Annotated in this window: 28 protein-coding genes; 18 read left to right on the top strand and 10 right to left on the bottom strand. The window is 66.7% G+C overall.

Annotated features, from left to right (window positions below):
- Positions 1 to 4: 4 nt before the first annotated feature.
- On the bottom strand, positions 5 to 1,186 hold the full coding sequence (locus tag ACO6D5_RS20415) for an efflux RND transporter periplasmic adaptor subunit (protein WP_485826365.1): 1,182 nt from the start codon (positions 1,184 to 1,186) through the stop codon (positions 5 to 7).
- 215 nt (positions 1,187 to 1,401) lie between these two features.
- On the opposite strand from ACO6D5_RS20415, the gene ACO6D5_RS20410 reads away from it, so the two are divergent.
- Positions 1,402 to 1,974 carry a TetR/AcrR family transcriptional regulator gene (locus ACO6D5_RS20410; RefSeq protein WP_315847089.1) on the top strand — a complete coding sequence of 191 codons (573 nt, stop codon included), beginning with the start codon at positions 1,402 to 1,404 and terminating at the stop codon, positions 1,972 to 1,974.
- Between the two features lie 90 nt (positions 1,975 to 2,064).
- Here the strand turns inward: ACO6D5_RS20410 and ACO6D5_RS20405 are convergent, their stop codons facing one another.
- Genes ACO6D5_RS20405 through ACO6D5_RS20395 form a run of 3 tightly spaced genes read right to left on the bottom strand, consistent with a single transcriptional unit; the run spans position 2,065 to position 5,386 of the window.
- The gene (locus ACO6D5_RS20405; RefSeq protein ID WP_485826364.1) at positions 2,065 to 3,075 is read right to left on the bottom strand and encodes an aldo/keto reductase; all 1,011 of its coding nucleotides are present in this window, start codon (positions 3,073 to 3,075) and stop codon (positions 2,065 to 2,067) included.
- A 34-nt stretch (positions 3,076 to 3,109) separates the two neighbouring features.
- Complete coding sequence (locus ACO6D5_RS20400) at positions 3,110 to 4,165, bottom strand: serine hydrolase (protein ID WP_315847087.1); 1,056 nt, start codon at positions 4,163 to 4,165, stop codon at positions 3,110 to 3,112.
- A gap of 24 nt (positions 4,166 to 4,189) precedes the next feature.
- Entirely contained in the window at positions 4,190 to 5,386 is a 1,197-nt protein-coding gene (locus ACO6D5_RS20395; RefSeq protein ID WP_485826363.1) for a pyridoxal-phosphate-dependent aminotransferase family protein, read from the bottom strand.
- A gap of 201 nt (positions 5,387 to 5,587) precedes the next feature.
- On the opposite strand from ACO6D5_RS20395, the gene ACO6D5_RS20390 reads away from it, so the two are divergent.
- The 7 genes from ACO6D5_RS20390 (at position 5,588) to ACO6D5_RS20360 (ending at position 13,322) form a co-directional block, all read left to right on the top strand.
- On the top strand, positions 5,588 to 6,382 hold the full coding sequence (locus ACO6D5_RS20390) for a GntR family transcriptional regulator (RefSeq protein WP_485826362.1): 795 nt from the start codon (positions 5,588 to 5,590) through the stop codon (positions 6,380 to 6,382).
- 107 nt (positions 6,383 to 6,489) lie between these two features.
- Entirely contained in the window at positions 6,490 to 8,061 is a 1,572-nt protein-coding gene (locus ACO6D5_RS20385; protein WP_315847490.1) for an ABC transporter substrate-binding protein, read from the top strand.
- Positions 8,062 to 8,125: 64 nt separating this feature from the next.
- The gene (locus ACO6D5_RS20380; protein ID WP_006224390.1) at positions 8,126 to 9,043 is read left to right on the top strand and encodes an ABC transporter permease; all 918 of its coding nucleotides are present in this window, start codon (positions 8,126 to 8,128) and stop codon (positions 9,041 to 9,043) included.
- Between the two features lies 1 nt (position 9,044).
- Positions 9,045 to 9,962, top strand: coding sequence for an ABC transporter permease (locus ACO6D5_RS20375; RefSeq protein ID WP_485826361.1), 918 nt, complete (start codon positions 9,045 to 9,047; stop codon positions 9,960 to 9,962).
- Positions 9,963 to 9,964: 2 nt separating this feature from the next.
- The gene (locus tag ACO6D5_RS20370; protein ID WP_485826360.1) at positions 9,965 to 10,954 is read left to right on the top strand and encodes an ABC transporter ATP-binding protein; all 990 of its coding nucleotides are present in this window, start codon (positions 9,965 to 9,967) and stop codon (positions 10,952 to 10,954) included.
- The gene (locus tag ACO6D5_RS20365) at positions 10,951 to 11,931 is read left to right on the top strand and encodes an ABC transporter ATP-binding protein (RefSeq protein ID WP_485826359.1); all 981 of its coding nucleotides are present in this window, start codon (positions 10,951 to 10,953) and stop codon (positions 11,929 to 11,931) included. The genes ACO6D5_RS20370 and ACO6D5_RS20365 overlap by 4 nt, the downstream gene beginning before the upstream one ends.
- Complete coding sequence (locus ACO6D5_RS20360; RefSeq protein WP_485826358.1) at positions 11,928 to 13,322, top strand: M20 family metallopeptidase; 1,395 nt, start codon at positions 11,928 to 11,930, stop codon at positions 13,320 to 13,322. The genes ACO6D5_RS20365 and ACO6D5_RS20360 overlap by 4 nt, the downstream gene beginning before the upstream one ends.
- On the opposite strand, the gene ACO6D5_RS20355 is transcribed toward ACO6D5_RS20360, so the two are convergent.
- Positions 13,319 to 14,203, bottom strand: coding sequence for a LysR family transcriptional regulator (locus tag ACO6D5_RS20355; RefSeq protein ID WP_485826357.1), 885 nt, complete (start codon positions 14,201 to 14,203; stop codon positions 13,319 to 13,321). The genes ACO6D5_RS20360 and ACO6D5_RS20355 overlap by 4 nt on opposite strands.
- A 110-nt stretch (positions 14,204 to 14,313) precedes the next feature.
- Between ACO6D5_RS20355 and ACO6D5_RS20350 the strand changes: the two genes are divergently transcribed.
- Together ACO6D5_RS20350 and ACO6D5_RS20345 are read left to right on the top strand one after the other, a co-directional pair.
- Complete coding sequence (locus ACO6D5_RS20350) at positions 14,314 to 14,709, top strand: hypothetical protein (protein WP_485826356.1); 396 nt, start codon at positions 14,314 to 14,316, stop codon at positions 14,707 to 14,709.
- A 151-nt stretch (positions 14,710 to 14,860) separates the two neighbouring features.
- Positions 14,861 to 15,835, top strand: coding sequence for a Bug family tripartite tricarboxylate transporter substrate binding protein (locus ACO6D5_RS20345; RefSeq protein WP_485826355.1), 975 nt, complete (start codon positions 14,861 to 14,863; stop codon positions 15,833 to 15,835).
- Positions 15,836 to 15,876: 41 nt separating this feature from the next.
- Here ACO6D5_RS20345 and ACO6D5_RS20340 read toward each other — a convergent pair whose 3' ends face one another.
- Positions 15,877 to 16,527, bottom strand: coding sequence for a TetR family transcriptional regulator (locus ACO6D5_RS20340; RefSeq protein WP_315845821.1), 651 nt, complete (start codon positions 16,525 to 16,527; stop codon positions 15,877 to 15,879).
- Between the two features lie 111 nt (positions 16,528 to 16,638).
- On the opposite strand from ACO6D5_RS20340, the gene ACO6D5_RS20335 reads away from it, so the two are divergent.
- From ACO6D5_RS20335 to ACO6D5_RS20325, 3 genes are all read left to right on the top strand, one after another.
- Positions 16,639 to 17,040 carry a carboxypeptidase regulatory-like domain-containing protein gene (locus ACO6D5_RS20335; protein WP_485826354.1) on the top strand — a complete coding sequence of 134 codons (402 nt, stop codon included), beginning with the start codon at positions 16,639 to 16,641 and terminating at the stop codon, positions 17,038 to 17,040.
- 119 nt (positions 17,041 to 17,159) lie between these two features.
- Positions 17,160 to 17,762 (top strand): hypothetical protein, encoded by a 603-nt coding sequence (locus ACO6D5_RS20330; RefSeq protein WP_315845819.1) that lies wholly within the window; start codon positions 17,160 to 17,162, stop codon positions 17,760 to 17,762.
- A 127-nt stretch (positions 17,763 to 17,889) separates the two neighbouring features.
- Positions 17,890 to 18,879 (top strand): Bug family tripartite tricarboxylate transporter substrate binding protein, encoded by a 990-nt coding sequence (locus ACO6D5_RS20325; protein WP_485826353.1) that lies wholly within the window; start codon positions 17,890 to 17,892, stop codon positions 18,877 to 18,879.
- A gap of 22 nt (positions 18,880 to 18,901) precedes the next feature.
- Here ACO6D5_RS20325 and ACO6D5_RS20320 read toward each other — a convergent pair whose 3' ends face one another.
- The 3 genes from ACO6D5_RS20320 to ACO6D5_RS20310 form a co-directional block, all read right to left on the bottom strand.
- Positions 18,902 to 19,234 (bottom strand): hypothetical protein, encoded by a 333-nt coding sequence (locus tag ACO6D5_RS20320; RefSeq protein WP_315845817.1) that lies wholly within the window; start codon positions 19,232 to 19,234, stop codon positions 18,902 to 18,904.
- Entirely contained in the window at positions 19,224 to 19,730 is a 507-nt protein-coding gene (locus tag ACO6D5_RS20315; protein WP_315845816.1) for a 2-thiouracil desulfurase family protein, read from the bottom strand. Before ACO6D5_RS20315 ends, ACO6D5_RS20320 begins: the two co-directional genes overlap by 11 nt.
- A 101-nt stretch (positions 19,731 to 19,831) precedes the next feature.
- Positions 19,832 to 20,107, bottom strand: a complete 276-nt coding sequence (locus ACO6D5_RS20310) for a hypothetical protein (RefSeq protein ID WP_485826352.1) — start codon at positions 20,105 to 20,107, stop codon at positions 19,832 to 19,834.
- 96 nt (positions 20,108 to 20,203) lie between these two features.
- On the opposite strand from ACO6D5_RS20310, the gene ACO6D5_RS20305 reads away from it, so the two are divergent.
- Positions 20,204 to 20,998, top strand: coding sequence for an AraC family transcriptional regulator (locus tag ACO6D5_RS20305; RefSeq protein ID WP_485826351.1), 795 nt, complete (start codon positions 20,204 to 20,206; stop codon positions 20,996 to 20,998).
- Between the two features lie 12 nt (positions 20,999 to 21,010).
- On the opposite strand, the gene ACO6D5_RS20300 is transcribed toward ACO6D5_RS20305, so the two are convergent.
- Positions 21,011 to 22,783, bottom strand: coding sequence for an NYN domain-containing protein (locus ACO6D5_RS20300; protein ID WP_485826350.1), 1,773 nt, complete (start codon positions 22,781 to 22,783; stop codon positions 21,011 to 21,013).
- Between the two features lie 126 nt (positions 22,784 to 22,909).
- Here ACO6D5_RS20300 and ACO6D5_RS20295 point away from each other — a divergent pair, with 126 nt between their 5' ends.
- From ACO6D5_RS20295 to ACO6D5_RS20280, 4 genes are all read left to right on the top strand, one after another.
- The gene (locus tag ACO6D5_RS20295; RefSeq protein WP_485826349.1) at positions 22,910 to 23,467 is read left to right on the top strand and encodes a GNAT family N-acetyltransferase; all 558 of its coding nucleotides are present in this window, start codon (positions 22,910 to 22,912) and stop codon (positions 23,465 to 23,467) included.
- Positions 23,468 to 23,663: 196 nt separating this feature from the next.
- Positions 23,664 to 24,536 (top strand): motility protein A, encoded by an 873-nt coding sequence (locus tag ACO6D5_RS20290; RefSeq protein WP_006224372.1) that lies wholly within the window; start codon positions 23,664 to 23,666, stop codon positions 24,534 to 24,536.
- Complete coding sequence (locus ACO6D5_RS20285) at positions 24,533 to 25,477, top strand: OmpA/MotB family protein (RefSeq protein WP_315845810.1); 945 nt, start codon at positions 24,533 to 24,535, stop codon at positions 25,475 to 25,477. The genes ACO6D5_RS20290 and ACO6D5_RS20285 overlap by 4 nt, the downstream gene beginning before the upstream one ends.
- A 78-nt stretch (positions 25,478 to 25,555) precedes the next feature.
- A complete protein-coding gene (locus tag ACO6D5_RS20280) occupies positions 25,556 to 26,152 on the top strand; it encodes an HD domain-containing protein (protein WP_485826377.1) in 597 nt (198 codons plus the stop codon).
- Positions 26,153 to 26,215 lie beyond the last annotated feature (63 nt).

Here is a 26,215-nt window from a genome sequence, read left to right as displayed (position 1 = left end):
ACGGTCAGTTCGCGGCGGGCGCGGACGGTCCGCCGGCGGCCGCGACCTTGGGCTCGGCCGCCGGCGTCACGCTGACCTTCTGGCCGGGCACGGCGGCGTTGACGCCGCCCACGATGACGCGGTCGCCCGCGTTCAGGCCCTCGACGATGTGCCAATCGCCGCCGCGCATCGTGCCGGTCTGCACCAGGCGGGACTCCACTACCTCGTCCTTGCCCACCACCATCACCTGCGGCTTGCCGTCGGTGCTGCGCAGCACGGCGCGCTGCGGCACCAGGATGGCCTCGGGATCCACCCCTTGCCGCGTCTGCACGCGCACGTACATGCCCGGCAGCAGCAGCACGTCGGGGTTGGCGAATTCGCCGCGCACGGACACCTGGCCCGTGGTTCGGTCCACCGCGATGTCCGAGAACAGCAGGCGCCCGTTGCGTTTCTGGTCGGTGCCGTCGATGGAGAGGGAAATGTCGGCGCCCTCGCCTTGCCCCAGGCTGCCGTCCTGCAGCGCGGCGCGCATGCGCAGCATGTCCGCCACCGGTTGGGTGAAGTCCACGTAGATCGGGTCCAGTTGCTGGATCTTCGCCATGACGGTGGCTTCGTTCTGGCCCACCAGCGCGCCCTCGGTGACCTGCGCGCGTCCGATGCGGCCCGAAATCGGCGCCTTGACCGTGGCGTAGTCCAGGTTCAATTGCGCGGTTTCCACATCAGCCTGCGCGGAGCGGCGCGCGGCCTGGGCGCTCTTGAGCGTGGTGGTGGCGGTGTCGAAGTCCTGCTGGCTCACGGCTTCGATCTTGACCAGCGGCGTGTAGCGCTTGACGATGGCCTGGGCGTCCGACACGGCGGCATCCGCCTTGGCCAGTTCGCCCTGGGCGCGCGACAACGCCGCCTTGAATGGCGCCGGGTCGATGCGAAACAGCACGTCGCCCGCCTTCACGTCGGCGCCTTCCTCGAAGTTGCGGCTGAGCACGATGCCCGCCACGCGGGCGCGCACTTCCGCCACCCGCATGGGCTCCACCCGCCCCGGCAACGCGCTGGTCAGCGCGTAGCGTTCGGGTTGCACCGACAGCACTTGCACCGCGCGCGGTTCGGATGCTTGCGAATGCGCATCCTGATCACCGCCGCATCCTGCCAACACGATTGACGCCAACAACGCCGTCAGGGGCCACTGCCGCCTGGTTTGATTCTTCAACATCTGTAACCCCCGCCCGCGGCGACCTGAATTCAACAAGCCGCTGATGCTACCGCAGAGTTCAATTTGAATCAATGATGATTCATATGATTCTGTTAAGTTGATTACATTCTGCTTAACAAGTTTTTACTTGCCAATTCGGCCAAAGTTTGTACAAAGTGAATCACCCGTGATTCAATAGCGCCTGATCAAGTTCGAAAACAGAACAGGGGCAGAGCATGTCTGACGAGGCGGGGCACGAGAAGCTACTGGTGGCATTGGCCATCGCAATGGTCGACCAGCCGCGGGCCACGTTGCAGGAACTGGCGAAGGCCGTGGGCGTCAGCAAGGCGACGCTGTACCGCTTCTGTCAGACGCGGGACCAACTGGTCCTGCGCCTCACGACGCACAGCGCCCATGTCATGAAAAAAGCGCTGGCGGACTCGCATCTGGAGACCGCGCCTGCGCGCGAGGCGCTGCGAAACCTGATCGATCAGAATCTCGCGCATAAGGAATTGGCGACCTTTCTGACCTACAACTGGAAGCCCGACAACGAGCAACAGCCCGACATCATGAACAGTTGGTCGGGCTACGTGGAATCCCTGGACGCGTTTTTTCTGCGCGGACAGCGCGAAGGCGCCTTCCGCGTGGACATCACGGCGGCGGCGTTGACGGAAATGTTCTTCGGCGTGCTGACCAGCCTGATGGACGCCGAACGGCGCGGACGCGTCGCGCGGCTGGGCATCGCGTCCGTGGTCGAGCAGATGATGCTGCACGGCATCGCGGCCGAGCCGGTGCGCGCCCCGGCCTGAGGCGCGCGCGGGACATCGGGACGCGGCGCGTCGCCCGGCCTGACAGGCGGGCCGAGATGCAGCCCGCCCTCCAGCCTGGCATGCCGCCGCTTATGCGCCGGCTACCGGCCGCCCGTAGAACGGGTAGTTCGGGTCGTTGTAGCCATGCGTCGACGCATGGCCGGGCGTTACCCAGCCGTCCACGACGGCTTCGTCTTCCGCCGTGATCTTCACGTCCAGCGCGGCGTAGTAGTCGTCCATCTGCGCCAGCGTGCGCGGGCCGGCGATCACGCTCGTGATGACCGGATTGGCCAGCACCCAGGCCGTGGCGAAGTGGCCGGGCTGCACGCCGCGCGCCGCGCTGTGTTGAACCAGCTGCTGCGCGATCTGCAGGGACTCTTCACGGAATTCGGTGGCCAGGATGCGGCGGTCGCCACGCCCCGCGCGGGTGTCGGCGGCCGGCGCCTGACCCGGCAGGTACTTGCCCGTCAGCACGCCGCGCGCGATGGGACTGTACGGCACCACGCCCAATCCGTAATGCTTGCATGCGGGCAGGATTTCCACTTCCGGGCCGCGGTTCAGCATGTTGTAGTACGGCTGGCACACCACCGGTTGCGGCACGCCCAGCTTTTCGGCGAGGCGCATGGCCTCGGCAATGCGCCATCCGCGGAAGTTCGACAGGCCGAAGCTGCGCAGCTTGCCCGCGCGGATCAGGTCGCCCAGCGCCCAGAGCGCTTCTTCCAGGTTTTCCTCGTGGTAGTCGCGATGCAGGTACAGGATGTCCATGAAATCCGTGCCCAGGCGCGAAAGGCTTTGCTCCACGCCGCGCATCAGCCACTGGCGCGAATAGTGCGCCTGGTTCGGGCCCTTGCCCACCGGGTTGCCGATCTTGCTGGCCAGCACCCAGTCGTGGCGCTGCCCCTGCAGCAGCTTGCCCACCACTTCTTCCGAACGGCCTTCGTTGTAGACGTCGGCCGTATCGATGAAATTCAAGCCATGGTCGCGCGCCGACGCGACAATGCGCGCCGCCTCGTCGTCAGGCGTCTGCTCTCCGAACATCATGGTGCCCAGGCATAGCGGCGAAACACGCAGATTGCTGGTTCCCAGTCGGCGGTAGTTCATGGCTTCATTCCTTGGTCGGTAAGAGGTCAGAATGTTACGCCTGTGGCGCGTCCACCGCTGCAAGGATCTTGCCGAACAGCGCATCCGCATGGGCGGAATTCAACCAACGCACGATCACCACCATCTTGCGCTCCGGCTCCACCCAGGTGAACGAGCTGCCCGCGCCCACGCCGAAAAAGCTTGAGGCCGGCACGCTGGGGAAGACGCGGCCTTCGTGGTTCAGCCAGATCAGGTAGCCGTAGTACGGCGCGATGGCGCAGGGGGTGCGCATCGCTTGAATCCATTCCCGCGACAGGATCTGCTTGCCGTTGGCCTGGCCGTCGGCAAGCAGCATCTGGCCGATCAGCGCCTGGTCGCGCGCGCTGATGGACATGCCGCCGCCCCAGTGGGAGCCGCCCGGCACCGACGGCATGCGCTGGCCGTCGATCTCGACCCAGGCGGTGTCGTAGCCCACCCATTGCCAGTCTTCGCTCGCGCCGATGGGGCGCGTGACGGCTTCGCGGAAGACCTCCGGCAGCGGCTTGCGGAACAAGTGCAGCAACGCATAGGACAGCTGGTTGATGCGCACGTCGTTGTATTCCCAGTACGTGCCGGGGCGCTGCAAGGGGCGCGCGTCGCCCTTCTTGCCATCGGGCGGCACGCCGAACGTGACGGCGCGGTAGCGGTCCGCCTGGTCCGACACGCCAAAGCGCTCGCCTTCCCATTCGCTGGTCTGCTGCAGCAGGTGACGCCACGTGATGTCGGCGTTCTGCCCCTCGTCGAAACCGATGCCGGGCACCCGCTTGCCGACGGGCTCGTCCACGTCGGGCAGCAAGCCGCGGTCATGCGCCACGCCTGCCAGGATCGCCAGATACAGCTTGGCCACGCTGAAGGTCAGGTCGGCGCGCTCGGGTTCGCCCCAGGACGCGACGGTCTTGCCGTCGACCACGACCACGCCCGATACCGGGCCGCGGTCATGGATCGGCCCCAGCAGGCGGTTCCAGGGCGGCGGATCGTTCAGGTGCACGCCGAAGTTGCCCTTGACGCTGCGGTCCCAGGTGGATTCGTGTTCATTGGCGAACTGGATCGCCTGCTGCATAAGCGTGTTCATTGCTTCCCTCGTTATTGTGGTGTGTCAGGCCGTGGCGCCTTCGGGCGTACGGGCCAGGTATTCCATCGCGGCCTGCATGCCGCCTGCGCGGTGCGGCACGCCGGCGGCGGCCAGGCCCATCTCGACGCCGGCCAGGGTGCCGCACAGGGTCAGGTCGTTGAAGTGGCCAAGGTGGCCGATGCGGAAGACCCGGTCGGTGAGCTTGCCCAGGCCCTGCCCCAACGACATGTCGAAGCGGTCCAGGATGATCTTGCGCAGCGCATCCGCGCCGTGGCCGTCGGGCATCAGCACCGCGGTCAGCGCGGGGCTGTGCGCGGCCGGATCCAGGCTTAGCAGTTCCAGCCCCCATCCGGCCACGGCCAGGCGCGTGGCGCGCGCATGCCGTTCGTGCCGCGCGAACACGCGCGGCAGGCCTTCGGCTTGCAGCATGGCCAAGGCCTCGTGCAGGCCGTACAGCAAGTTTGTCGACGGCGTATACGGAAAATAGCCTTTGGCGTTGGCGGTCAGCATGTCGCGCCAGTCCCAATAGGCGCGCGGCAGGCGCGCGGTATCGGCGGCGGCCAGCGCCCGCGTGCTGACGGCATTGAACGCCAGGCCGGGCGGCAGCATCAGGCCCTTTTGCGAGCCGGCCACGGTCACGTCCACGCCCCATTCGTCGTGGCGGTAGTCGATCGAGCCCAGCGACGAAATCGTGTCCACCATCAGCAACGCGGGATGCGCGGCGCGGTCGATCGCGGCGCGCACGGCGGCGATGTCGCTGGTGACGCCCGTCGACGTTTCGTTGTGCACCACGCACACGGCCTTGATGCGGTGTTGCGTGTCTTCGGCCAGGCGCGCGCCGATGACGGCGGCGTCCACCGGGTGGCGCCAGTCGCCTTCGATGTAGTCGACCTCAAGCCCCAGGCGCCCCGCCAGCTTCTTCCACAGGCTGGCGAAGTGGCCGGTTTCCACCATCAGCACCCGGTCGCCAGGCGACAGCGTGTTGACCAGCGCCGCTTCCCACGCGCCGGTGCCCGACGACGGAAAAATGACCACGGGGGATTGCGTCTGGAAAACCTGCTTCACTCCCCCCAGCACGGCCAGCCCCAGCGCGCCGAACTCCGGCCCCCGATGGTCGATGGTGGGCTGATCGATGGCCCGCAGCACGCGGTCAGGCACATTCGTCGGCCCCGGAATCTGCAGGAAATGCCGGCCGGACGGATGGGAGTTCAGGGTAAGCATGCGTAGCCCCAGAGTGGAATTTTTTGTATACCAACGAAAGATGCGCGACGCATAAACGGCGTTTGTCTCGCATGCGGACTTGCGGCATGCGCCACTCTATCCCATTGTTTTTACATCGATAACCTAGGGTATACACCCATGATTGAACCGCCGGCCACAGGTTTATAGTCTAGAAAAATACGGGGAAATGTTGGTATACCAATGAGCAGCAATCCTAGCCTGATGCCGGATCTGGCCGGGCCGGCAGATGCCGGCCGCGCCGATTCCGATGCGACGCCGAACGCCGGGGCCCAGCCTTCGGCGCCGCGCGCCGCCGGCAACGGCCGCACGCTGCCCGGCGCGGTCGCCGGCCAACTGCGCGAACGCATCATCCAGGGCGAATTCCCGCCCGGCTCCCGCCTGAACGAACGTGCGCTGTGCGACCTGCTGGGCGTCTCGCGCACGCCGATGCGCGAAGCGTTCCGCGTGCTGGCGGCCGAAGGGCTGGTGCAGATTGAACCGAACCGCGGCGCGCAGGTGGTGGCGCTGTCGGAAGCGAACATCCGCGAAGCCTTCGAAGTGATCGGCGGACTGGAGGCCATGTCGTGCCGGCTGGCATGCGAACGGGCGACGGATGTCGAGATCGCGGAAATCCGCGCGCTGACTTACGAAATGATGGCCAGCCACGCCCGTCACGACCTGCCCACCTACTTCCGCACCAACCGCGAAATCCACGAACGCATCAGCCTGGCCTCGCACAACAGCCTGCTCAAGCAGCTCTACGACGCCCAGAACGCGCGCATCCAGAACCTGCGCTTCGTGTCGAACGAAAACCGCCAGAAATGGGATCTGGCGATGCGGGAGCACATCGAAATGGCCGACGCCCTGCACGCGCGCGACGCGGACCGGCTGGCGGGCATCATGCGGCAGCACTTGCAGCGCAAGTGCGAGGCCGCGCTAAAGACGTTGAACGCAGGGCAGGCCCCCGCGACCGCGCAGTCGTCCGGATCGGGTTGAAGCCCTTCCCTGCCCACGGACGACAACGATAAGAACCAGGGTGGCGCGGCCCGGAGCGAGATGATGGATACGCAGTACATGTAGTGCCTTCCAGAGGAGCCTTCACCATGGCTGATTGTCGCTTCACACCCGTCTCACCCGCCTTGCCCTCCCGCCGCACCCCTGCCCTGCACGCGCTTGCCGCCGCCTTGCTGGCCTGCGCCACGCTTGCCTCCCAGCCTGCGCTGGCCGGCAAGAAGGACGACACCCTGCGCATGGCCTACGACCAGGCGCCGGAAAGCGTGGACCCGTATTTCAACAACGTGCGGATCGGCGTCATCATCGCTGCCAACGTCTGGGACACGCTGCTGTACCGCGACCCCGTCACCAACGAGTACAAGGGCCAGTTGGCCAAGAGCTGGAAGCAGGTCGACGACAAGACGATGGAATTCGAGTTGCGCGAAGGCGTGAAATTCCATAACGGCGAGGAGTTCGACGCGGATTCGGTCGTGTACACGCTGAACTACGTGGCCGACCCCAAGAACAAGGCCGTCACGCAGCAGAACGTGGCCTGGATCGACAAGGTCGAGAAGATCGACAAGTACAAGGTGCGCCTCACCACCAAGGAGCCCTTCCCCGGCGCCAAGGAATACCTGTCCACCACCGCCGCCATCCATCCGGCCAAGTACTACCAGGAAGTGGGTCCCAAGGGCATGAACGCCAAACCCGTGGGGTCGGGCCCGTACAAGGTCACCGACTACCAGCCCGGCAAGTCCATCACGCTGGAGCGCAACGCCGATTACTTCAAGGACTCGCCCAAGGCGCAGCCGAAGATCGGCCGCGTCGTCATCCGCTTCATCCCCGACCGCCAGACCCAGATGGCCGAGGTGATCTCGGGCGGCGAAGACCTGATCATGAGCGTGCCCAAGGACCAGGCCGAACAACTGGGCCAGATGCCCAACCTGCAGATGGTCACCGGCAACACGATGCGCATCGTGTTCATGCAGATGAACATCCAGGACGGCACCCCGGCGCCCCAGCTGAAAGACGAACGCGTGCGGAAAGCCATCATCCACGCGATCGACCGCGACGCCATGCTGAAGAACATCGTGGGCGAAGGCGGCGGCCTCATCAACACCATCTGCACGCCGTCGCAGGTGGGCTGCACGCAGGACGGGGCGCCCACCTACAAGTACGACCCGGCGCTGGCCAAGAAGCTGCTGGCCGACGCCGGCTACGCCAACGGCTTCGACATCGACATCGTGGCGTACCGCGAACGCAACCAGACCGAAGCCATCATCAACTACCTGCAGGCCGTCGGCATCCGCGCCAAGCTGAACTACCTGCAGTACGCCGCCATGCGCGACATGATCCGCGCCAACAAGGCGTCGCTGACCCACCAGACCTGGGGCTCCAACCTGGTCAACGACGTCTCGGCGTCCACGCCCGTGTACTTCGCCTTCGGCAACGACGACGTCACGCGCGACGCCCAGGTGCGGGACCTGCTCAACAAGGGCGACCACACGATCGACCCCGCGCCGCGCAACGCGGCCTACAAGGAAGCGCTGGACCTGATCGCGCAGAAGGCCTATGCGGTGCCGCTGTGGACGCTGCCCGCCTACTACGTCGCCACCAAGGACGTGAACTTCAAGCCCTACTCGGATGAGCTGGTGCGCTTCTGGGACATGAGCTGGAAGTAAGGCGCAGGGTTGCGCCGGGCAGGCATCGCGCCGCCCGGCGCCGCGAAACGATAGAGGAAGTCCTATGCTTTATTTCACGATCAGGCGCCTGGGCCTGGCGGCGCTGGTGGCGCTGACCGTTTCGATCCTGGCGTTCCTGCTGCTGCACCTGTCGGGCGATCCGGCCCTGGCCCTGGCGGGCGAAGGCGCGCGCCAGGCGGACATCGACATGATCCGCAAGACCTACGGGCTGGACCGGCCGCTGGCGGTGCAGTACGCCGACTGGCTCTGGCACATCCTGCAAGGCGATTTCGGCACCTCGGTGTATTTCAAGACCGAAGCCGGCCCGTTGATCCTGTCCAAGCTCAAGACCACGCTGCTGCTGGGCATGGGCGCGCTCGGCTTCGCCCTGCTGATCTCCATTCCGCTGGGCGTGCTGGCCGCCCTCTACAAGGGCAGCCTGATCGACCGCATCTGTCTGGCGATCGCGGTGCTGGGCCAGGCGCTGCCCAATTTCTTCTTCGCGCTGATCCTGATCATGCTGTTCTCGATCTCGCTGCGCATCCTGCCCGTGTCGGGCAGCGGGACGTGGCAGCATTTCGTGATGCCGGCCATCGCCCTGGGCTATTACGTGGCGCCCGCCTTCATGCGGCTGATCCGCGCCGGCATGATCGAAGTGCTGGGCGCGGACTACATCCGCACCGCCCGGGCCAAAGGCCTGCCGGCACGCAAGATCATCTTCAAGCATGCGCTGCGCAACGCCATCGTGCCGGTGGTGGCCCTGGCCGCCGTGCAGCTGGGCTACCTGCTGGGGGGCTCCGTCGTCATCGAAACCATCTACGCGCTGGACGGGCTGGGCTACCTGGCCTACCAGAGCATCACGTACAAGGACTACCCCGTCATGCAGCTGATCGTGCTGCTGCTGTCCGTGCTGTACGTGCTGCTGACGCTGGCCGCCGATATCGCCAACGCGTGGCTGGATCCGCGCATCCGGGTGTCTTGACATGAACACGCCTATCCTTACCCCCGCCGCGTCCGGCGCCCCCGCGCCGGCCCCGCTGGAACTGTCCGCCTCCACCCTGCGCTGGCGCCGCCTGCGCCGCAACAAGGCGCTGCTGGCCGGCGGCGGCATCTTGCTCGTCATCGTGCTGATCGCGCTGCTGGCGCCGTGGATTTCTCCGCACGACCCCTACTTCCAGGACCTGGCCTACCGCACCGCGCCGCCCGTCTGGTACGAAAAGGGCACCTGGCTGCATCCGCTGGGCACCGACCAGCTGGGCCGCGACTATATGTCCCGCCTGTTCTACGGCGCGCGCATTTCGCTGTTGATCGGCATCAGCGTGGCGCTGATCTCGGGGCTGATCGGCACCGCCATGGGCATGGCCGCCGGCTACTTCGGCGGCAAGGTCGACATGGCGGTGTCGTTCCTGATCACGACCCGGCTGTCGATGCCCGTCATCCTGGTGGCGCTGGCCACCGTGGCCATCGTCGGCGGCTCGCTGTGGGTGGTGATCCTGGTGCTGGGCCTGTTGAAATGGGACCGCTACGCCGTCGTCATGCGCAGCGCCACGCAGCAGGTGCGGTCGCTGGAGTATGTGGCCGCGGCGCAAGCCGCGGGTGCATCCACGTGGCGCATCGTGTGGGGCGAGGTCCTGCCCAACGTCGTGCCGCAACTGATCGTCATCGCCACCCTGGAAGCCGCCAGCGCCATCCTGCTGGAGGCCTCGCTCTCGTTCCTGGGCCTGGGCGTGCAGCCGCCGTTGCCGTCCTGGGGCCTGATGATTTCCGAAGCCAAGGCCTACATGTTCTTCTCGTTCTGGCTGATCGCCATCCCGGGCTCGGCGCTGGCGCTGCTGATCTTCGCGATCAACCTGGCCGGCGACGGGTTGCATCAACTGCTGACGCCTGAAGAGAGGGCCTGACCATGAACGACAACGAAATCGTCCTGGACGTGCAAGGACTGACGGTCGACATCGCCACGCCGCGCGGGCCCCTGCATGCGGTGCGCGACGTGTCCTTCCAGGTGCGGCGTGGCGAAACGCTGTGCCTGGTGGGCGAATCCGGCTGCGGCAAGTCGATGACCTCGCTGGCCATCATGGGGCTGCTGCCCAAGGCCGCCCAGCGCAGCACGCGCCGGCTGTCGGTATTGGGCGAAGACCTGTCGGCCGCGCGCGGCCGCCGCATCAACGCCTTGCGCGGCAGCAAGATGGCGATGATCTTCCAGGAACCGATGACGGCATTGAACCCCGCCTACGCCATCGGCGAACAACTCACCGAACACTACATCCATCACCGCCATGCCACCAAGCAGCAGGCGCGCGACCGCGCCGTCGAGCTGCTGGAGAAAGTCGGCATCGCGTCCGCCGGCCAGCGGCTGACGCAGTACCCGCACCAGTTGTCCGGCGGCCTGCGCCAGCGCGTGATGATCGCGATGGCGCTGATGTGCGGCCCTGAACTGCTCATCGCCGACGAGCCCAGCACGGCGCTGGACGTCACCATCCAGGCGCAGATCCTGCGCCTCTTGGCCGACTTGCAGGCCGAACTGGGCATCGCCATGGTGCTGATCACCCATGACCTGGGCGTGGTGGCGCGCATCGCGCGGCAAGTCGCCGTGATGTATGCGGGCCAGATCGTCGAGGAAGGCCCGGTTGAAAGCATCTTCGCCACCCCGCGCCACCCCTACACGCAGGGGCTGCTGGGCTGTATCCCCGTTCCCGGCCGCACGCCGCCCGGCGAATCGCTGGGCACCATCCCCGGCGTCGTGCCGTCGCTGGTAGGCGACCTGCGCGGCTGCGCCTTCGCCGACCGGTGCCGCTATGCCGAGCCCCAGTGCCGCGACACGATCCCCGTCTACGGCCACCCGCCCGAACAGCAATGGCGCTGCATCCGCCAAGAGGAAGGAGTCCCGGCATGACCGCGCTCTTGCAAGCCGACGCCGTCAGCCGGCAGTTCTCGATCCGCGCTGGGCTATTCCGCCCGCGCAGCACGCTGCATGCCGTCAACGGCGTGGATCTCGCCGTCGAACGCGGCGCGGTGCTGGGCATCGTGGGCGAATCCGGTTGCGGCAAGTCCACGCTGGCCCGCATGCTGCTGGGCTTGACGCCCCCCACCGAAGGCGCCATCAAGCTGGACGGCCGGGACATCCGGCAGATGGACCGCCGCGCGCTCGCCCGCCGGGTGCAGCCGATCTTCCAGGACCCGTATTCGTCCTTGAACCCGCGCCGCTCCATCGCGTCGATCGTGTCGTTGCCGCTGGAGGTGCACGGCATCCCCAACCCCAAGCTGCATAGGGCGATCGAGATGCTGGAACGGGTCGGGCTGCCGCCGCGCCTGGCGCACAACACGCCGGGGCAATTGTCCGGCGGACAGCGGCAACGCGTGGCCATCGCCCGGGCGCTGGTCATGCACCCCGAGATCGTCATCTGCGACGAACCCACCTCGGCGCTGGACGTCTCGGTGCAGGCGCAGATCATGAACCTGCTGATGGACCTGCGGCGCGAGTTCAACCTGACCTACGTCTTCATCAGCCATAACCTGGCGGTGGTGGAGCATATCGCCACGCACGTCGCGGTGATGTACCTGGGCCGCGTCGTGGAGTCTTCCCCCACGGCGCAACTGTTCCATGACCCGCGCCACCCCTACACCCAGGCGCTGCTGGCATCGGTGCTGACGCCCGAGCCCGGTCTTGGCATCCCCGACATGGGGCTGGGCCTGTCGTTTCCCGACCCGCTGCATCCGCCGGCGGGCTGCCCCTTCCATCCGCGCTGCCAATACGCCATGGCGCAATGCAAGACCGACCGCCCGGCGCTGGCGCGGCGCGACGAATCCGTGGTGGCCTGCCACCTGTACCCGACCTCTTCCTCTCATCCCGACGGAGCCCGACCATCATGACCCGTGAGCAAGCCATCGCCCAAGCGGAACACTGTTTTGATTCGGGCGCGTTCCGCGCGCTGTTGGCGCGCCGGCTCGCGCTGCCAACGGAAAGCCAGAACCCGGACCGCGCGGCCGTGCTGGCCGACTACCTGGAATCCGAGATCCGCCCCGCATTCGAGGCCTTGGGATTCACCTGCCGCACGTTGACCCATCCGAAGGCGCTGGCGCCTTTCCTGTATGCCGAGCGCATCGAAGACCCCGCCCTGCCCACCGTGCTGGGATACGGGCACGGCGACGTCATCCGCGGACTGGAAAAGGAATGGAAAGAGGGCCTGTCGCCATGGGCGCTGACCGAGACAGAGGGCCGCTGGTACGGTCGCGGCATCGCCGACAACAAGGGCCAGCACACGATCAACATGGAGGCGCTTCGGCTGGTGCTGGAAACGCGCGGCAAGCTCGGCTTCAACGCCAAGTACCTGATTGAAATGGGCGAAGAGACCGGCTCGATGGGGCTGCGCGAGTTGTGCGCCGAGCACCGCGACATGCTGGCCGCCGACCTGCTGATCGCCTCCGACGGCCCGCGCCTGGCCGCCAAGCGCCCCACCATCTTCCTGGGCGCGCGCGGCAGCCTGAACTTCGACCTGAGCATCGAGGCGCGCGCTGGCGGCCATCACTCCGGCAACTGGGGCGGGCTGATCTCCAACCCCGGCATCCAATTGGCGCACGCCATCGCCACCCTCGTCTCGCCCACCGGGCAGATCCGCATCCCGGAATGGGTGCCGGCCGAACTGCCGGCCGCCGTGCGCCGCGCGCTGGCCGACTGCCAGGTCGACGGTGGCGCGGACGGCCCGGAAATCGAACCGGAATGGGGCGAACCCGGTTTATCGCCGGCCGAACGGGTGTTCGGCTGGTGTTCCTTCGAAGTCCTGGCCTACAAGACGGGCAACCCGGAAACGCCCGTCAACGCGATCCCGCCGCGCGCCTGGGCACGCTGCCAACTGCGCTTCGTGGTGGGCGTGGACCCGGACGACCTGATCCCCGCGCTGCGCCGGCATCTGGACCGCCAGGGCTTCCCGATGGTCAAGATCGCACTCACGCGTGAATCCATGTTCTGCGCCACCCGCATCGATCCCGACGACGCCTGGGTGCAATGGGCGGTGGATTCTCTGGAACGCACCTCCGGCGAAAAAACCGCGCTGTTGCCCAATCTGGGCGGATCGCTGCCCAACGACATCTTCACCGACGTATTGGGCTTGCGCACGATCTGGGTGCCGCACTCGTATCCGGGCTGCTCGCAGCATGCGCCCAACGAACACCTGCCGCCAGAGTTGCTGCGCCAGGCGCTGGGGCTGATGACCGGGCTGTACTGGGACCTGGGCGCAGGCGGCACGCCTGCGGTCGCGCGCTAAGGCTGGTCCGGCGCTCGCAGGAAATCGATAAAGCGCCGGACCTTCGCGCTGACGTGGCGGGTGTCGGGGTAGACGGCATACACCGGTTGCGGCGGCAGCGACATCGTCGGCAGCACCCGCTGCAACCTCCCCCGCGCCAACGGTTCTTCCAGCAGCCAGTCCGGCAGCGCGGCCACCCCGCAGCCGGCTTCGGCAAACGCCAGCAACGCCGACGCCGTGTCGGCATGCGCCACCGGCGCGACACGCAACGCGTGCTCACGCCCCCTGCCATCGGTCAGGCGCCACTGGGCGCGGCGCGCCGGGCGGTTGGCCAGCCAGGGCATCGCAGCCAAGGCCTCAAGTGTGCGCGGCGCGCCGTGCTCCGCCAGCAACGCCGGGCTGGCCACAACCACCAACTTGAATTGCCCGATCGGCGTGGCGCGATAGCTGGAATCGGCCAGCATCCCGACACGGATCGCCAGGTCCAGCCGGTCGCCGATCAGGTCGGCGTGCGCGGAACTGGCCTGGTAGCTGACCCGCAACGCGGGATGCCGCCGCGCGAAGGCCGCCAGCGCGGGCGCCACGATACGGTTGCCGTAATCCACCGTGGCGGTCACGCGCAAGCTGCCCGACAACGCGGCCTGCCCCGACCGCGCCTGATCCACGGCCGCTTCGGCCTCGCGCAGCAGGCGCGCGCATTCCGCATGGAATCCTTCGCCGGCCTCGGTCAACGCCAGCCGCCGGGTGCTGCGGGTCAATAGCGCCACCCCCAGCTCTTGTTCCAGCTGCTTGAGGTTGAAGCTCAGGACCGCTTTGGTCGTGCCCAGCGTGTCGGCAGCCGCCGTGAACGAGCCGGCTTCGACGACGGCGACGAACATCCCCAGACGATTCAGGTTGATCACGGGAGGATCCAATTGTCAAAAAAACACGAACAGTATATCTAGCCATTCGGCCTTCTTTCAGAACAGCGGCCTACCTAGAATGGCGCTCCTTATCGTCTTTGAAGCCCGCCATGATGGACCTGTCTACCCCCTGCCTGCGCCTGACGCTGGCCGCCCACGCCCTGATCGAACAATGGATCGGCCAGCCCGACGCGCCGGACCACGTACTGGCCGACCTGCTGTCGCGCTTTGCGCCCGGCTTCACCATGGTCGCCACCGACGGCCAGCGTCTGGCCGCGAACGCGTTGCCGGCCTTGTTCGCCGGTCTGCGCGGCGCGCGTCCGGGCCTGAAGATCGACATCGACGAAATGACGGTACGGCATGCGGACACGGCTTCGGTGCTGCTGAGCTACCGCGAACGGCACGCCTGGACCACAGGCGCGACACAGCGGCGCGCGACCGTCCTGTTCACCGGCGGCGCGGACGGCCTGCCGCAATGGGCGCATCTGCACGAAACCTGGGCGTGACCCGGGCGGGGGCGGGCATGGCCATATCCCCTGCAGCTATATGCAAGCGGGGAATAAATCGTTGGCGCGGGCGGCCTGAATCATTAGAGTCCAACGCCGTCCCGTCGCGCCGGCAGTCCGCCAGCGCGCGCCCCCGATACGAGCCGCTTTCATGCCCTTTCCCTTCCAAGCTGTACGCCGCACCACCCTGTTTGCCCTGACGCTGGCCATCGCCGGCGTCGGCGCCGCCCATGCCGAACAACGCGTCATCCGCATCGTCGTCCCTTACGGCACCGGCGCCGTCCAGGACACCATCGCCCGGGCCATCAGCGACGAACTGGGCCAGGCCTTGAACGCGTCCATCGTGGTGGAAAACCGGGCCGGCGCAGGCGGCACCGTGGGCACCTCGCAAGTGGCCCGCGCCACGCCGGACGGCAGCACCTTGGTGCTGGCCGCGGCCAGCCACAACATCGCCGGCTATCTGTACAAGAACCTCAGCTACGACCCCTACAAGGACTTCACGGGGGTCGCGTACCTGGGCAACACCGGCTACATCATCTTGGCGTCCGCCGGCTTGCAGGTGAAGAACACGGCTGAATTCATCCAGGCCGTGAAAGCGAAGCCGGGCGCTTACGACTACGCCTCGGCCGGCAACGGCAGCGCCTCCCATCTGGGCATGGCGTCGTTCCTGACCGCCGCCGGCGTCCAGATGCAGCACATCCCGATGAAGTCCACGGGCGACGCCGTCACGGAACTGCTGGCCGGACGCGTGCAGGCCGTCACCGCCGCCACCATCGGCGTCACGGCCTATCGCAACGACCCGCGCGTGACGTTCCTGGCCTATACCGGCAAAACGCGTTCGCGCTTTGCGCCCGACCTGCCCACCGTCGCCGAAAGCGGCTTGCCGGGCTACGCCTTCGATTCGTGGCTGGGCCTGCTGGCGCCCGCCGGCTTGCCGCCGGCCGAACGCGCCAAGATCAACGCCGCCGTCAACAAGGTGCTGGCCGACCCCAAGGTGCAAGCTCGCCTGGCATCGCTGGGCGTCGAAGCCGAAGCCAAGTCCCCCGAACAGTTCCAGGACCTGTTGAAGGCGGATTGGGAAGCCGCCGGCAAGCTGGTTTCAGCATCCGGGGCGCGGGTCGAATAACCTTGAGGCGCGACGGCGGCGGCCAAAAAAAAAGCCTCCGGCTAGGAGGCTTGGCGTGGCGGTTGCCGGTCGCGTTGGCGATCCGGGTCCGGGTCCTGTATGCCGTCCAATAGCAGGTCGGTGATGAATTCCGCCAACGCCTGCTGCTGCGCGGCGTCCGGCATCTGGCGCGTGAAGCGCTCGATAATGCCCATCAGCGATTGCGCGAACCAGTCGGCCGGAATTGCCGCCCGGAACAGCCCCGCCTGTTGTTCGGCGCGGACGTTGTCGGCGATCATCGCCACCAGCTCGTCCTTCAGCGCTTCGGCCGCCGCCACCTGGAAGAAGCCGATGCGCGTCAGGTTGGGATCTTCCTGCAAGATGGCAAGCAGGCCGCGGACCCCACGGCGGATTCGGTCCGACATTTGCGTGCCGTCCAGGTCGGCAGGCAGACGCGCCAGGCTGATGGCCTGCCGCAAGCGCTGCGCGAACATGCCGACCAGTTCGTCGTAGGCCGCTTGCTTGCTTGAGAAGTATTGATAAAAGACAGGCTGGGTCACGCCGGCGCGGGCGACGATGTCGCTGATCCGCGTTTGCTGGAATCCGCGCTCGGCGAACTCCGCCGCGGCGACCTGCAGAAGCTGTAACCGAGTGCGTTCACCTTTCGTGAGCCGCTTGTCTTGCAATAAAGAAGAGGGTCGTGCCGTAATCATCGCGAGAAAGTACTACCCTTCCTGGCTTTCCGCCAGTTTTTCTCAGGCCTGCCTTTCCACTTGATGTCAACATTGATACAAACGTTGTGCGCATGGCGCACCTGGCAGCCAATGATGGCGGCCGCGCTTGCCGCCACCGCCCCGGGGTGTGTGCCCTACCCGGTCTACAAGACGATGCAGCCCGCCGCGCGCGTCACCGTGATGGACACGCAGTCGCAGCCCCTGAGCGACGCGCGTGTCGTTCTTATCAGCAGCTCCTATCCCTACGGCCGGGAACGATCGCGCCTGGAAGTGCGGACGATGCCGACCGGCAAGGCAAGTTTCTCCGCGCAAACGGAATGGCGCGTTGAATCGTTGATGCTGCACGGTTCCGAAATCTATTTTTGGAATTGGTGCATTGAGAAGACGGGCTACGAGACTTACGAAACCCTGAACAATGCGGCGTCGCAATTCGACGACACACTGATCGTGCAACTGCCGCCCGGCGAATCGCGGTCGTGCGACAGGCCCTGAAGTCACTTGAAATGACCGTAGCGTTTGCAACATATTTTGGTGCTCGCGCAGCAGTAAAGTAACGCTATCGCCGTGGGTCTCTTATAGAGGCTGGTGCGAGGCGACTCAGGAGCAAGATCATGAAGCGGTTTACAGGCCGGATGGTTGTCGTGGCGTTGGCGCTTGCCGTTGCAAGCGCGCCCGTGATGGCTGGCGGACGCGGGGGCGGTTGGGGTGGCGGCGGTTATGGTGGCGGCGGCTATGGCGGCGGCTACCACGGCGGCTATCACGGCGGTAATAACTATCACCACCATGGCGGCGGCGGCAGCAGCTCGGCGGGCTGGTGGGTGGGCGGCGCCTTCGCGTTGGCGGCGGTCGGCCTGTTGCTGGCGGCTGACTCTGGCCCCAATTATGTGCAGACTGGCGTGTATGCCTCGCCGGGCGTGGCTTATACGAGCCCGCCGGTGTATGCCGCGCCCGTCTACGAAGCCCCCCCCGTCTACAGCGCCCCGCCCGTTGCCTACGCGCAACCGCAGCCGCAATACGCGCCCGTGCAATATGAATCGGCGCCCAAGGTCAATTCAGCCCAGGCCAACGCCACCAGCGAATGCCAGCGCTGGGCCATGAACCAAAGCGGTTACGACCCAGCCACCATTTCGCAATGGACCACGCAGGTGATGGTAGACACGTACAACCGTTCGCTGGATTCCTGCATGACCAGCCGGGGCTACCGCGCCAACTGAGACCGCAAGCAACCCCGGGCTTTCCCGATTGCCCCCACGCGCCGGCCTGCACACACTGCATGCCGGCGCGTTGCTTTAGACCGCCATCATCACGCGCGGCCATGCAGCCGCGCAACAAGGGGAAGCCATGTTGAAGTTCAAGCGGCTAGCCGGTCTGTGCGCCGTCAGCGCGTTATGCGCCGTCTCGTTCACCGTCGACGCGCAAGCTCAAACCCAAGCCGATACCAAGCCGCAAGCCATGACCATCATCGTGCCGTATGGCGCGGGCGGCATCGTCGACAACACCGCGCGCGCCTTTGCGCAGAAGCTGGCCGCCGAACTCGGCCGGCCCGTCGTCGTTGAAAACCGCGGAGGCGCAGGCGGCATGATCGGCATGAACAGCGTGGCCCGCGCCCACGATGAAAACACGCTGGGCTTTACTGCCGTCAGCCCGGTCACGCTGTCGCCGCACGTCATGAAAACGCTGTACGACCCGCTGAAGGACCTGGCGCCGGTGGCCGCCGTGATGTATTCGCCCGTGTACCTGGTGGGCGGCCCGAAATTCACGGGCAAGGATTTCAAGGACATGCTGGACCAGGCCAAGGCGGACCCCGACGGGCTGTCGCTGGCGACAGCCGGCGTCGGGTCGCTGGGGCACCTGATGCTGGAGCAGATCAACGGCCAGGCCAAGGTACGCATCACCCACGTCCCCTACAAGGGCATGGCGCAGATGGTGCCGGACGCCCTGGGCGGCCAGTTCACGCTGATGCTGGTCAACGCGTCCGCCCCCGTCAACACGCTGATCGACGAAGGCAAGCTCAAGCTGCTGGCGGTGGGCTCGCCCGCCCGCCTGCCCGGCCGGCCGGACGCGCCGACCTTTGCCGAACTGGGTTATCCCATGGCCAACATGACGTCCACCTTCGGCTTTTTCGCTCCGGGCACATCCAGCGCCGATTTCCGACGACGCATGAACACCGTCATCAACAAGGTCGCCGCCATGCCTGACATCAGCAAGCCGCTGACCGATGCCTTGAACATCATGTCGCCCGGCAGCGTCGAGCAATTCGCGCAACAGGTGCAGCGGGAATACACCGACAACGGCAAGATCGTAAAGGCCGCGAACATCCGCAGCGAGTGATTCGCCCTGGCGCGCGTCGGGGTCAGCGGCGCCAGCCGCGCCAGGCGCAAAGCAGCCCAGCGGCCAGCAGCAGGGTCGCCGGCACCACCCAGACAAATCCCGACGACGTGTAGACCACCTGGTCGTCGGGATCGTAGTAACGGCCCAGTTCGTTGAAATCCCACTTCAGGTAGAACGCGTACCAGACGTAGTAGAAGAACGCGGATAGCGGCAGGCACAGCGCGGCGGCGACACGCGCCGGCCACCGGCGGCCGCTGGCAACGGCGCCGGACCGCCCGGCGGGCGACCCGAGCCGCCCGGTCAGCACCAGGACTGCCAGCAGCGCCAGGACCCCGACGCCCGCGCTAATCCACATGCTGCGCCTCCCATTGCGCAAGAAAGGCCTGAGCCTCGCCCCATTGCTTTTCGCTGAAGACCTGCACGCCCGCCCGCGTCAGCAACTCCGCCGTCACGCCCACGCCCGGCTGGCGGCGGCCCGCGAAATGGCCGTCGTACACATAGCCGCTGCCGCAGGACGGGCTGCCTTCTTTGAGCACGGCGAGACGGATGCCGCGCTCCCGCGCCGCCGCCAACGCCGCCTGGGCGCCCTGCACGAACGGCAGCGTGACGTCTTCGCCCGTCACCGCCACGACTCGGGCGCCAGCATCCAGCACCGCTGCGGCCCCCTTGCCGGGTTCGATCTCGGCAGGCGGCCGGGGAATGGGCATGCCCCCGGCCACCTCCGGACAGACCGGCACGACGCGGCCTTCGGCCAGCCATTGCGCCAGCACGGCGTCGCCGTTCGGCACGCCGCGCCCGTCGTAGCGGACGGGATTGCCAAGCAGGCAGGAACTGATCAATACGTATTGCATGGAAAATCCGGCAGCCAGAAAGCCAAGGGGCGGCCCGAACACCGCGGCGCAGGCCCAAAACGTGGAATCATAGTCCACCGGCGCCCTGCACTTTTGCCCGCCTACTTGCCTTGGTCCACGCCGCTTTCCACCGCCAGCATCCAGGCGCGTAACGCCGCATCCTTGACCTGCAGGATCTCGAACAGGCCCAACGCCCGCAGCGCCGGCAGCGCGTCCTGGATATCGCGCCGGGCCGCGTCCACCGCCTGTTGCGCCGCCTGGGAGTCCAGGCACACCCGCGCGTTCGCCAGGAAAGCGCCCACCGTCCCCTTGCGTACGGTTACGCCGTTGAAGTCTCCTTGGTCTACGCCGTCCGGCAAAACGTCCTGTGCTTGCATGGTTCGCTCCTGAGTGTTGGGCACAAGCGCTACGATAGACGTTGCCGACTGGCATTTCTGCGGTGTTTCTGACATTCAATACGGTATTTCGGCCACATGAAAATCTTGGCTCCGCCCCCGCCCTTGCTCGCGCCCGAACGCGCCCGTTCGCGGCACGGCCCCCCTCTGATCGCCGTCCGCCGCGCAGACGGCGCATTGCGCGACACGGCCATGCATCGGCACGCGCGGGGGCAATTGCTGGGCGCCTATCAGGGCTTGTTGACCGTCTACGCGGGGGAGCAGCAATGGGTGGTGCCGTCCCTGCACGCCGTCTGGATTCCGCCCGACCACCCGCATGGCCTGCGCTCGCATGGCCCTTATGCCGGCTACAGCGCCTACCTGAGCCCGGCCGCCTGCGCCGGACTACCCGCCTCGCCCTGCCTGCTGCGCGCTTCCGCATTGCTGTTGGCCGCCGTGGACCGCGCGGCATCGTGGGAAGCCGGCGCACGCGTTACGGCGCGCCGCCACATCGAAGCATTGATCCGGGACGAAATCCGCACGCTGCCACGAGCGGGCGCGGCGCTGGTGCTGCCGCGCGACCAACGGCTGCGGCGCCTGGCGTTGGCGCTGTCGGACGAGCCGTCCGACACCCGGCAGCTGGACGCATGGGCCAACGCGATAGGCATGGCGCCGCGGACGGTGGCGCGCCGCTTCCAGGCCGAGACCGGCATGACGCTCGGCGCATGGCGCCAGCACGCCCGCCTGATGCGGGCGCAGGAAATGCTGGCGGCCGGCGCGCCGGTCACTACCGTAGCGTTGGATCTGGGCTACGACAATGTCAGCGCGTTCATCGCCATGTTCAAACGCGAATTGGGCGTGACGCCGGGCCGCTACCGCGACCCGGCGATCTGAACCCGCGGGGCCTCAGGATTCCGAGGCGGCCGTCTTGCGCGATTGGCGCGGACGGCTCGCGGTCTTGCTGGCCGTCTTGCTGGCCGTCTTGCGGGCGGGCTTGGCGGCCACCTCGGTAGCGGTTTCAGCTTGCGGCGCAGCGGCCTCCACCGCCTTGGCCGGTTCGCCAGCGTTAGCCTGCGCAGTCCGGCCCATGTCGCGGTCGCCGCCCTTGGTTGCGGCCGTCTTGGTGGCGCTGCGGCCACGGGTGGCGGCACGCTTGACCGCCGGGCTGGCCGGCGCCTCCTCAACCTGCCTGGCCGGGGCGCCGGCGAACGGATCCGCCGCCTTGGCGGGCACCTTGCTGGCGGGCTCGCGGCGCGGTTGCTCGGCAGGTTCGACAAAGGTCCATTCGGCGATGTCCACGGCCGGCAGCGGCTGGCGAGCCTGCGGCAACGGCGTGGGCATGGGCGGCAGCCGCGAGGCCTGGACCGGCTTGGGCGCCTGCGCGCGGGCCAGCGCATCCGCGCGCATGGCCTCCAGCGCGGCCGCTTCCTCGGCCAGTTTCTTGGCGGTTTCCTTATCGGCTTGCGCTTGCTTGGCGGCGGCCACCTGCTTGTCGGCCTCCGCCTGTTGGTCGGCTTCTGCCTGTCTACCGGCCTGGGCCGGGGCCTCGGACGCTGCGGCCGGCGGCGCCACTGCCGCGGCTTGGGGCTCGGCGGATGCCGTGGCCGGCTCATTAAATGCCGTGTCCGACGGCTCAGCCACCGCAGCTTCCGCATGCTGGCTGGCGCCCCGACCCGACTTGCGGCCGCCGCGCGACTTGCGGGAGGGGCGCGGATTGGCTTCCTCTTGCACCACGCCGGCTTGCGTATCGTCGGCTTCGGCCTCAGCCGGCGCCGCCTGGCGGCCTTGCGCGGAACGGGACCCGCCATGGCCGCCCGAGCGGTTCACGGCCGGCGCGCTGTCGCCGCTGTCGGCGCTGTCGCGATAGACATAGGTGCCGGACTTCTCTTCACGGCCGACGTCCAGAAAGCCGCGCGACTGCGCTTCGTCCAGCAGATTGCCGAAGGCGCGAAAGCCGTAGTACGACTCGTTGAAATCCGGTTTGCGGCGCTTGAGCGCATCCTTCAGCGCCGACGCCCAGATCTTGCCGCTGTCGCCGCGTTCGGCCATCAGCGCCTCGAAGGTCTCGACGACCATTTCCACGGCCTGGGTCTTGCGGGCCTCGAGCTCTTCCTTGCGGCGGCGCTCTTCGTCCGGCGTCCGGCGCTGGCCGGTGTTGGCGCCGCCCCGGTTGTCGCGCCGCGCGTCGGCGGTGCGCTGGCCTTCGCGGGCCAGGTCGTCATAGAAGATGAATTCGTCGCAATTGGCGATCAGCAGGTCGGACGTGGATTGCTTGACGCCCACGCCAATGACCTTCTTGTTGTTTTCGCGCAGCTTGGACACCAGCGGCGAAAAGTCCGAATCGCCGCTGATGATCACGAACGTGTTGACGTGCGACTTGGTGTAGCAAAAGTCCAACGCATCGACGACCAGGCGGATGTCGGCCGAATTCTTGCCCGACTGGCGCACGTGCGGAATCTCGATCAGCTCGAAATTGGCTTCGTGCATGGGGGCCTTGAATTCCTTGTACCGCTCCCAGTCGCAATAGGCTTTCTTGACGACGATGCTGCCCTTGAGCAGCAGGCGCTCCAGCACAGGCCGGATGTCGAATTTTTGGTATTTCGTGTCGCGCACACCCAGCGCTACGTTCTCGAAGTCGCAGAAAAGCGCCATGCTGACGTTTTCGTTGGGGGTATTCATGTGGTTCTCCAATGCTGCGGCGGCTGTAGCGGCTGACCGCCAGATACCGCTCATGATATACATATCCGGCTACGCCACCCGCCGGCCGCTTTCGCAGCCCCACCCGCGTCCGCCCTCAGCCGCCCCATGTCCTACCCCGCCCTGACCACCCGCCGCCTTACCCTGCAGCCCCTTGGCATGGAGGATGCCGACGCCATCCAGCGGGTGTTTCCGCAATGGGAGATCGTGCGTTTCCTGGCGGATCAGGTGCCCTGGCCGTACCCGGACAACGGCGCAAACGACTACCTCGAGCATGTAGCGCTGCCGGCCATCCGCCGGGGCGAACAATGGCATTGGACCGTACGCACGCTGGACGCCCCCGACCGCCTGATCGGCGTCATCAGCCTGATGGACGACGAATCCCATAACAACCGCGGCTTCTGGCTGGCCCCGGACTTCCACGGCCGCGGCTACATGACCGAAGCCAGCGACGCCGTCACCGCCTATTGGTTCGAGGTGCTGGGCAAGCCGCTCCTGCGGGCGCCCAAGGCCGTCGCCAACAGCGGATCCCGCAAGATTTCAGAACGCGGCGGGATGCGCGTCGTGGGCATCGAAGAACGCGGCTTCGTCAGTGGCCGCCAGCCCGCGGAAATCTGGGAAATCACCCGGGATGAATGGCAAGCGTGGCGCCGGCGCCCAGCCTGAGCGGGCGAATCTGAGCGAACGGATGTGGCCCCATTTTTATCCTGGAGCCGCCCTTTCGCTGACCAACCCGTTAAGCCGGCGCTTACCGGCCCTTTCGCCCTCTTTTCCGGCGGATTGACTCGCGCGGGTCCTGGCTAGAATTTCCCGAAAATCCGGCATTCCGCGTACGGGGTGCCTTCCCTTTCGGGCAAGATCCATGAATCCGTCTTCCGTCATCGGCGCCGTCGTCGGCCTGCTTACCCTGCTGATCGTCGTCGCGCTGTCCGCCACCGACGCCAGCATGTACTTCAACCTGCCTGGCCTGGCCATCGTCCTGGGCGGCACCTGCGCCGCGCTGTTCATCGCCTACCCGCTGCCTGAAGTGCTGCGCATCTTCAAGCTGGTGCGCACCGTGTTCCGCAACGACCAGCACGACCAGCAACGCGACATCGAAGAACTGGTGTCGATGGCGCAACTGTGGATGAACACCGACGTCCACAAGGTCGAGCAAGAGCTAAAGAAGGTCTCGAACCCGTTCCTGCGCACGGGCGTGCAGCTGATCATCGACAACACCCCCGAAGACCAGATCATCGAGGTGCTGCAGTGGCGTGTCGCCCGGCTGCGCGCCCGCGAACAGGCTGAAGCGCAGATGTTCCGCGTGATGGCCACCTTCGCCCCGGCCTTCGGCATGCTGGGCACGCTGGTCGCCCTGATCAACCTGATGGCGGTGTTGGGCGACGGCAGCATGACGATGATCGGCCAGCATCTGGCCGTGGGCCTGATGACGACGTTCTACGGCATCCTGCTGGCCAACCTGGTCTGCAAGCCCATCGCCTTGAAGCTTGAACGCCGCACCGCCCGCCGCATCGAATCCATGAACATGGTGCTGCAGGGCATCTCGATGATGTGCGAAAAGCGCGGCCCGGCGGTCGTGCGCGAGACCCTGAATTCCTTCGTCATGCACGTCGAAGACGAAATCTACGACGGCGGCCTGGCCGCCACGACGCAGCCCAAACCCAAGACGGAAGGCCAGGTCAAACCCGCCGCCCAACCCGTCTCCATCACCCGTCCGGCCGCCGCGCGTCAATGAGCCTGATTTCCCCCTCCCTGGCGCAGCGGATCGAGCAGGCCCGCCAGGCCCAGTTACGCGCCCAGAAAGCGGCGGACAACAGCGGCTGGCGCCCCAGCCAGACCGACCGCAAGGATCGTTACGCCCGCTGGCACGTCGAAGAAACCGTGGAACAGGACTCCGAGAACTGGCTGCTGAGCTATCTGGACCTGATCACCCTGCTGCTGGCCATGCTGGTGGTGATGCTGGCCGTGGCGCGCCTGCACGGCCAGGCGCCTGCCGCCTCCGATACGCCGGTCGAGCTGGTCGGCACGCTGGCCACAAGCGGCCTGCCCAAGTACGACGGCGAATACGCCGAATTCGACGCCACGCCGATTCCTGCCAGCTGGGCCGAACCGCCCGCTGACGCCCCGGCCGCCGAAGCGCCGCCCGCCGACGACGGCGTGAAAGTGGCCGACGCCGCCCCGCCGCTGAAGGCGCCCTCCAAGGAATCGCTGGGCCTGGGCGACCTGGGCAAGTCGGTGGACGTGATCATCAACGAGCAGTCCGTAAGCTTCCGCATCAGCAACGAACTGCTGTTCCCCTCGGGCCAAGCCACGCTCAGCCCTGCCGGCCTGGATGTCATCAAGCGCCTGGCCGCCATCCTGACGAAGAACGAATACCAGGTGTCGGTGGAAGGCCATAGCGACCCGGTGCCGATCCAGACCCGGCAATTCGCCTCCAACTGGGAACTGTCCAGCAGCCGCGCCACCAGCGTGCTGCGTGAACTGGTGCGCGACGGCGTGTCGGCCCAGCGGCTGCGTGCCGTGGGCTACGCCGAAACCCGGCCCATCGAGTCCAACGACACGCCAGCCGGGCGCGCCGCCAACCGCCGGGTTGAACTGATCATGGACATCGCGCCGCAGCAGACGCCGGTCAAGCAAGCCCAAGCCCCGGCCCAACCTGCCGCCCAAGCGCACTGAACCGCCGGGGCCGGCGCCCCGCCCGTGCGACGCCGTTCCGTACACTTGAGGGCGGAAAACCTCTGGACGGGCAAGATGATGCAAACGACGGCACTGGAAAAGCAGCTGGATTTCCTGCGGGAGATCGACCGGCTGAAGACAGTCATCCGGCAATCGCCGCTGCTTGATGGCAGCCGAAAGGAAAACACCGCCGAACACTCCTGGCACCTGGCGATGTACGCCCTTGTCCTCGGCGAGTACGCCGCCGGGTCGGTCAATATCAACCGGGTCATGCAAATGCTCTTGCTGCATGACGTCGTCGAGATCGACGTCGGAGACACGCCGATCCACGGCGGGCATTCCGCACAACGGCAGGCCGAACGCGAGTCCCAGGCGGCAACGCGGCTGTTTGGCCTGCTACCGCAGGCGCAACGCGACGAATTCCTGGGCCTGTGGCAGGAATTCGAACGTGCGGAAACCGATGACGCGCAGTTCGCGAAGGCCCTCGACCGTTTTCAACCGCTGCTGATCAACATCCATACCGGCGGCGGGACCTGGACAGAGAGCGGCGTGTCGCTTGAGCAGGTTTTCTCGCGATATGGCCCCGCCATCAAAAAGGGCGCGCCCGACCTATGGACGGTGTGCGAGCGATGGGTGACCCGGCATTTTTCGGGCCAGAGGCCAAAAGGCGGCTAGCCAGCACGGAATCGATTTTCCAGGAAGACTCACGTAAGCTTTCGGGATCCACAATCGTGAGCC

This window comes from Achromobacter sp., assembly GCF_057314935.1.
Note: the sequence above shows the minus strand (reverse complement) of the source record. Positions and strands in the feature narration are given on the sequence as shown.

Coding starts and splice junctions, on each gene's coding strand:
- ACO6D5_RS20285 (WP_315845810.1), top strand. CDS start 24,533: ATGAGCCTGATTTCCCCCTCCCTGGCGCAGCGGATCGAGCAGGCCCGC.
- ACO6D5_RS20350 (WP_485826356.1), top strand. CDS start 14,314: ATGATGGACCTGTCTACCCCCTGCCTGCGCCTGACGCTGGCCGCCCAC.
- ACO6D5_RS20345 (WP_485826355.1), top strand. CDS start 14,861: ATGCCCTTTCCCTTCCAAGCTGTACGCCGCACCACCCTGTTTGCCCTG.
- ACO6D5_RS20365 (WP_485826359.1), top strand. CDS start 10,951: ATGACCGCGCTCTTGCAAGCCGACGCCGTCAGCCGGCAGTTCTCGATC.
- ACO6D5_RS20305 (WP_485826351.1), top strand. CDS start 20,204: ATGAAAATCTTGGCTCCGCCCCCGCCCTTGCTCGCGCCCGAACGCGCC.
- ACO6D5_RS20410 (WP_315847089.1), top strand. CDS start 1,402: ATGTCTGACGAGGCGGGGCACGAGAAGCTACTGGTGGCATTGGCCATC.
- ACO6D5_RS20400 (WP_315847087.1), bottom strand. CDS start 4,165: ATGAACACGCTTATGCAGCAGGCGATCCAGTTCGCCAATGAACACGAA.
- ACO6D5_RS20370 (WP_485826360.1), top strand. CDS start 9,965: ATGAACGACAACGAAATCGTCCTGGACGTGCAAGGACTGACGGTCGAC.
- ACO6D5_RS20280 (WP_485826377.1), top strand. CDS start 25,556: ATGCAAACGACGGCACTGGAAAAGCAGCTGGATTTCCTGCGGGAGATC.
- ACO6D5_RS20380 (WP_006224390.1), top strand. CDS start 8,126: ATGCTTTATTTCACGATCAGGCGCCTGGGCCTGGCGGCGCTGGTGGCG.
- ACO6D5_RS20295 (WP_485826349.1), top strand. CDS start 22,910: ATGTCCTACCCCGCCCTGACCACCCGCCGCCTTACCCTGCAGCCCCTT.
- ACO6D5_RS20385 (WP_315847490.1), top strand. CDS start 6,490: ATGGCTGATTGTCGCTTCACACCCGTCTCACCCGCCTTGCCCTCCCGC.
- ACO6D5_RS20360 (WP_485826358.1), top strand. CDS start 11,928: ATGACCCGTGAGCAAGCCATCGCCCAAGCGGAACACTGTTTTGATTCG.
- ACO6D5_RS20395 (WP_485826363.1), bottom strand. CDS start 5,386: ATGCTTACCCTGAACTCCCATCCGTCCGGCCGGCATTTCCTGCAGATT.
- ACO6D5_RS20315 (WP_315845816.1), bottom strand. CDS start 19,730: ATGCAATACGTATTGATCAGTTCCTGCCTGCTTGGCAATCCCGTCCGC.
- ACO6D5_RS20375 (WP_485826361.1), top strand. CDS start 9,045: ATGAACACGCCTATCCTTACCCCCGCCGCGTCCGGCGCCCCCGCGCCG.
- ACO6D5_RS20325 (WP_485826353.1), top strand. CDS start 17,890: ATGTTGAAGTTCAAGCGGCTAGCCGGTCTGTGCGCCGTCAGCGCGTTA.
- ACO6D5_RS20340 (WP_315845821.1), bottom strand. CDS start 16,527: ATGATTACGGCACGACCCTCTTCTTTATTGCAAGACAAGCGGCTCACG.
- ACO6D5_RS20415 (WP_485826365.1), bottom strand. CDS start 1,186: ATGTTGAAGAATCAAACCAGGCGGCAGTGGCCCCTGACGGCGTTGTTG.
- ACO6D5_RS20405 (WP_485826364.1), bottom strand. CDS start 3,075: ATGAACTACCGCCGACTGGGAACCAGCAATCTGCGTGTTTCGCCGCTA.
- ACO6D5_RS20310 (WP_485826352.1), bottom strand. CDS start 20,107: ATGCAAGCACAGGACGTTTTGCCGGACGGCGTAGACCAAGGAGACTTC.
- ACO6D5_RS20300 (WP_485826350.1), bottom strand. CDS start 22,783: ATGAATACCCCCAACGAAAACGTCAGCATGGCGCTTTTCTGCGACTTC.
- ACO6D5_RS20335 (WP_485826354.1), top strand. CDS start 16,639: ATGATGGCGGCCGCGCTTGCCGCCACCGCCCCGGGGTGTGTGCCCTAC.
- ACO6D5_RS20290 (WP_006224372.1), top strand. CDS start 23,664: ATGAATCCGTCTTCCGTCATCGGCGCCGTCGTCGGCCTGCTTACCCTG.
- ACO6D5_RS20390 (WP_485826362.1), top strand. CDS start 5,588: ATGAGCAGCAATCCTAGCCTGATGCCGGATCTGGCCGGGCCGGCAGAT.
- ACO6D5_RS20330 (WP_315845819.1), top strand. CDS start 17,160: ATGAAGCGGTTTACAGGCCGGATGGTTGTCGTGGCGTTGGCGCTTGCC.
- ACO6D5_RS20320 (WP_315845817.1), bottom strand. CDS start 19,234: ATGTGGATTAGCGCGGGCGTCGGGGTCCTGGCGCTGCTGGCAGTCCTG.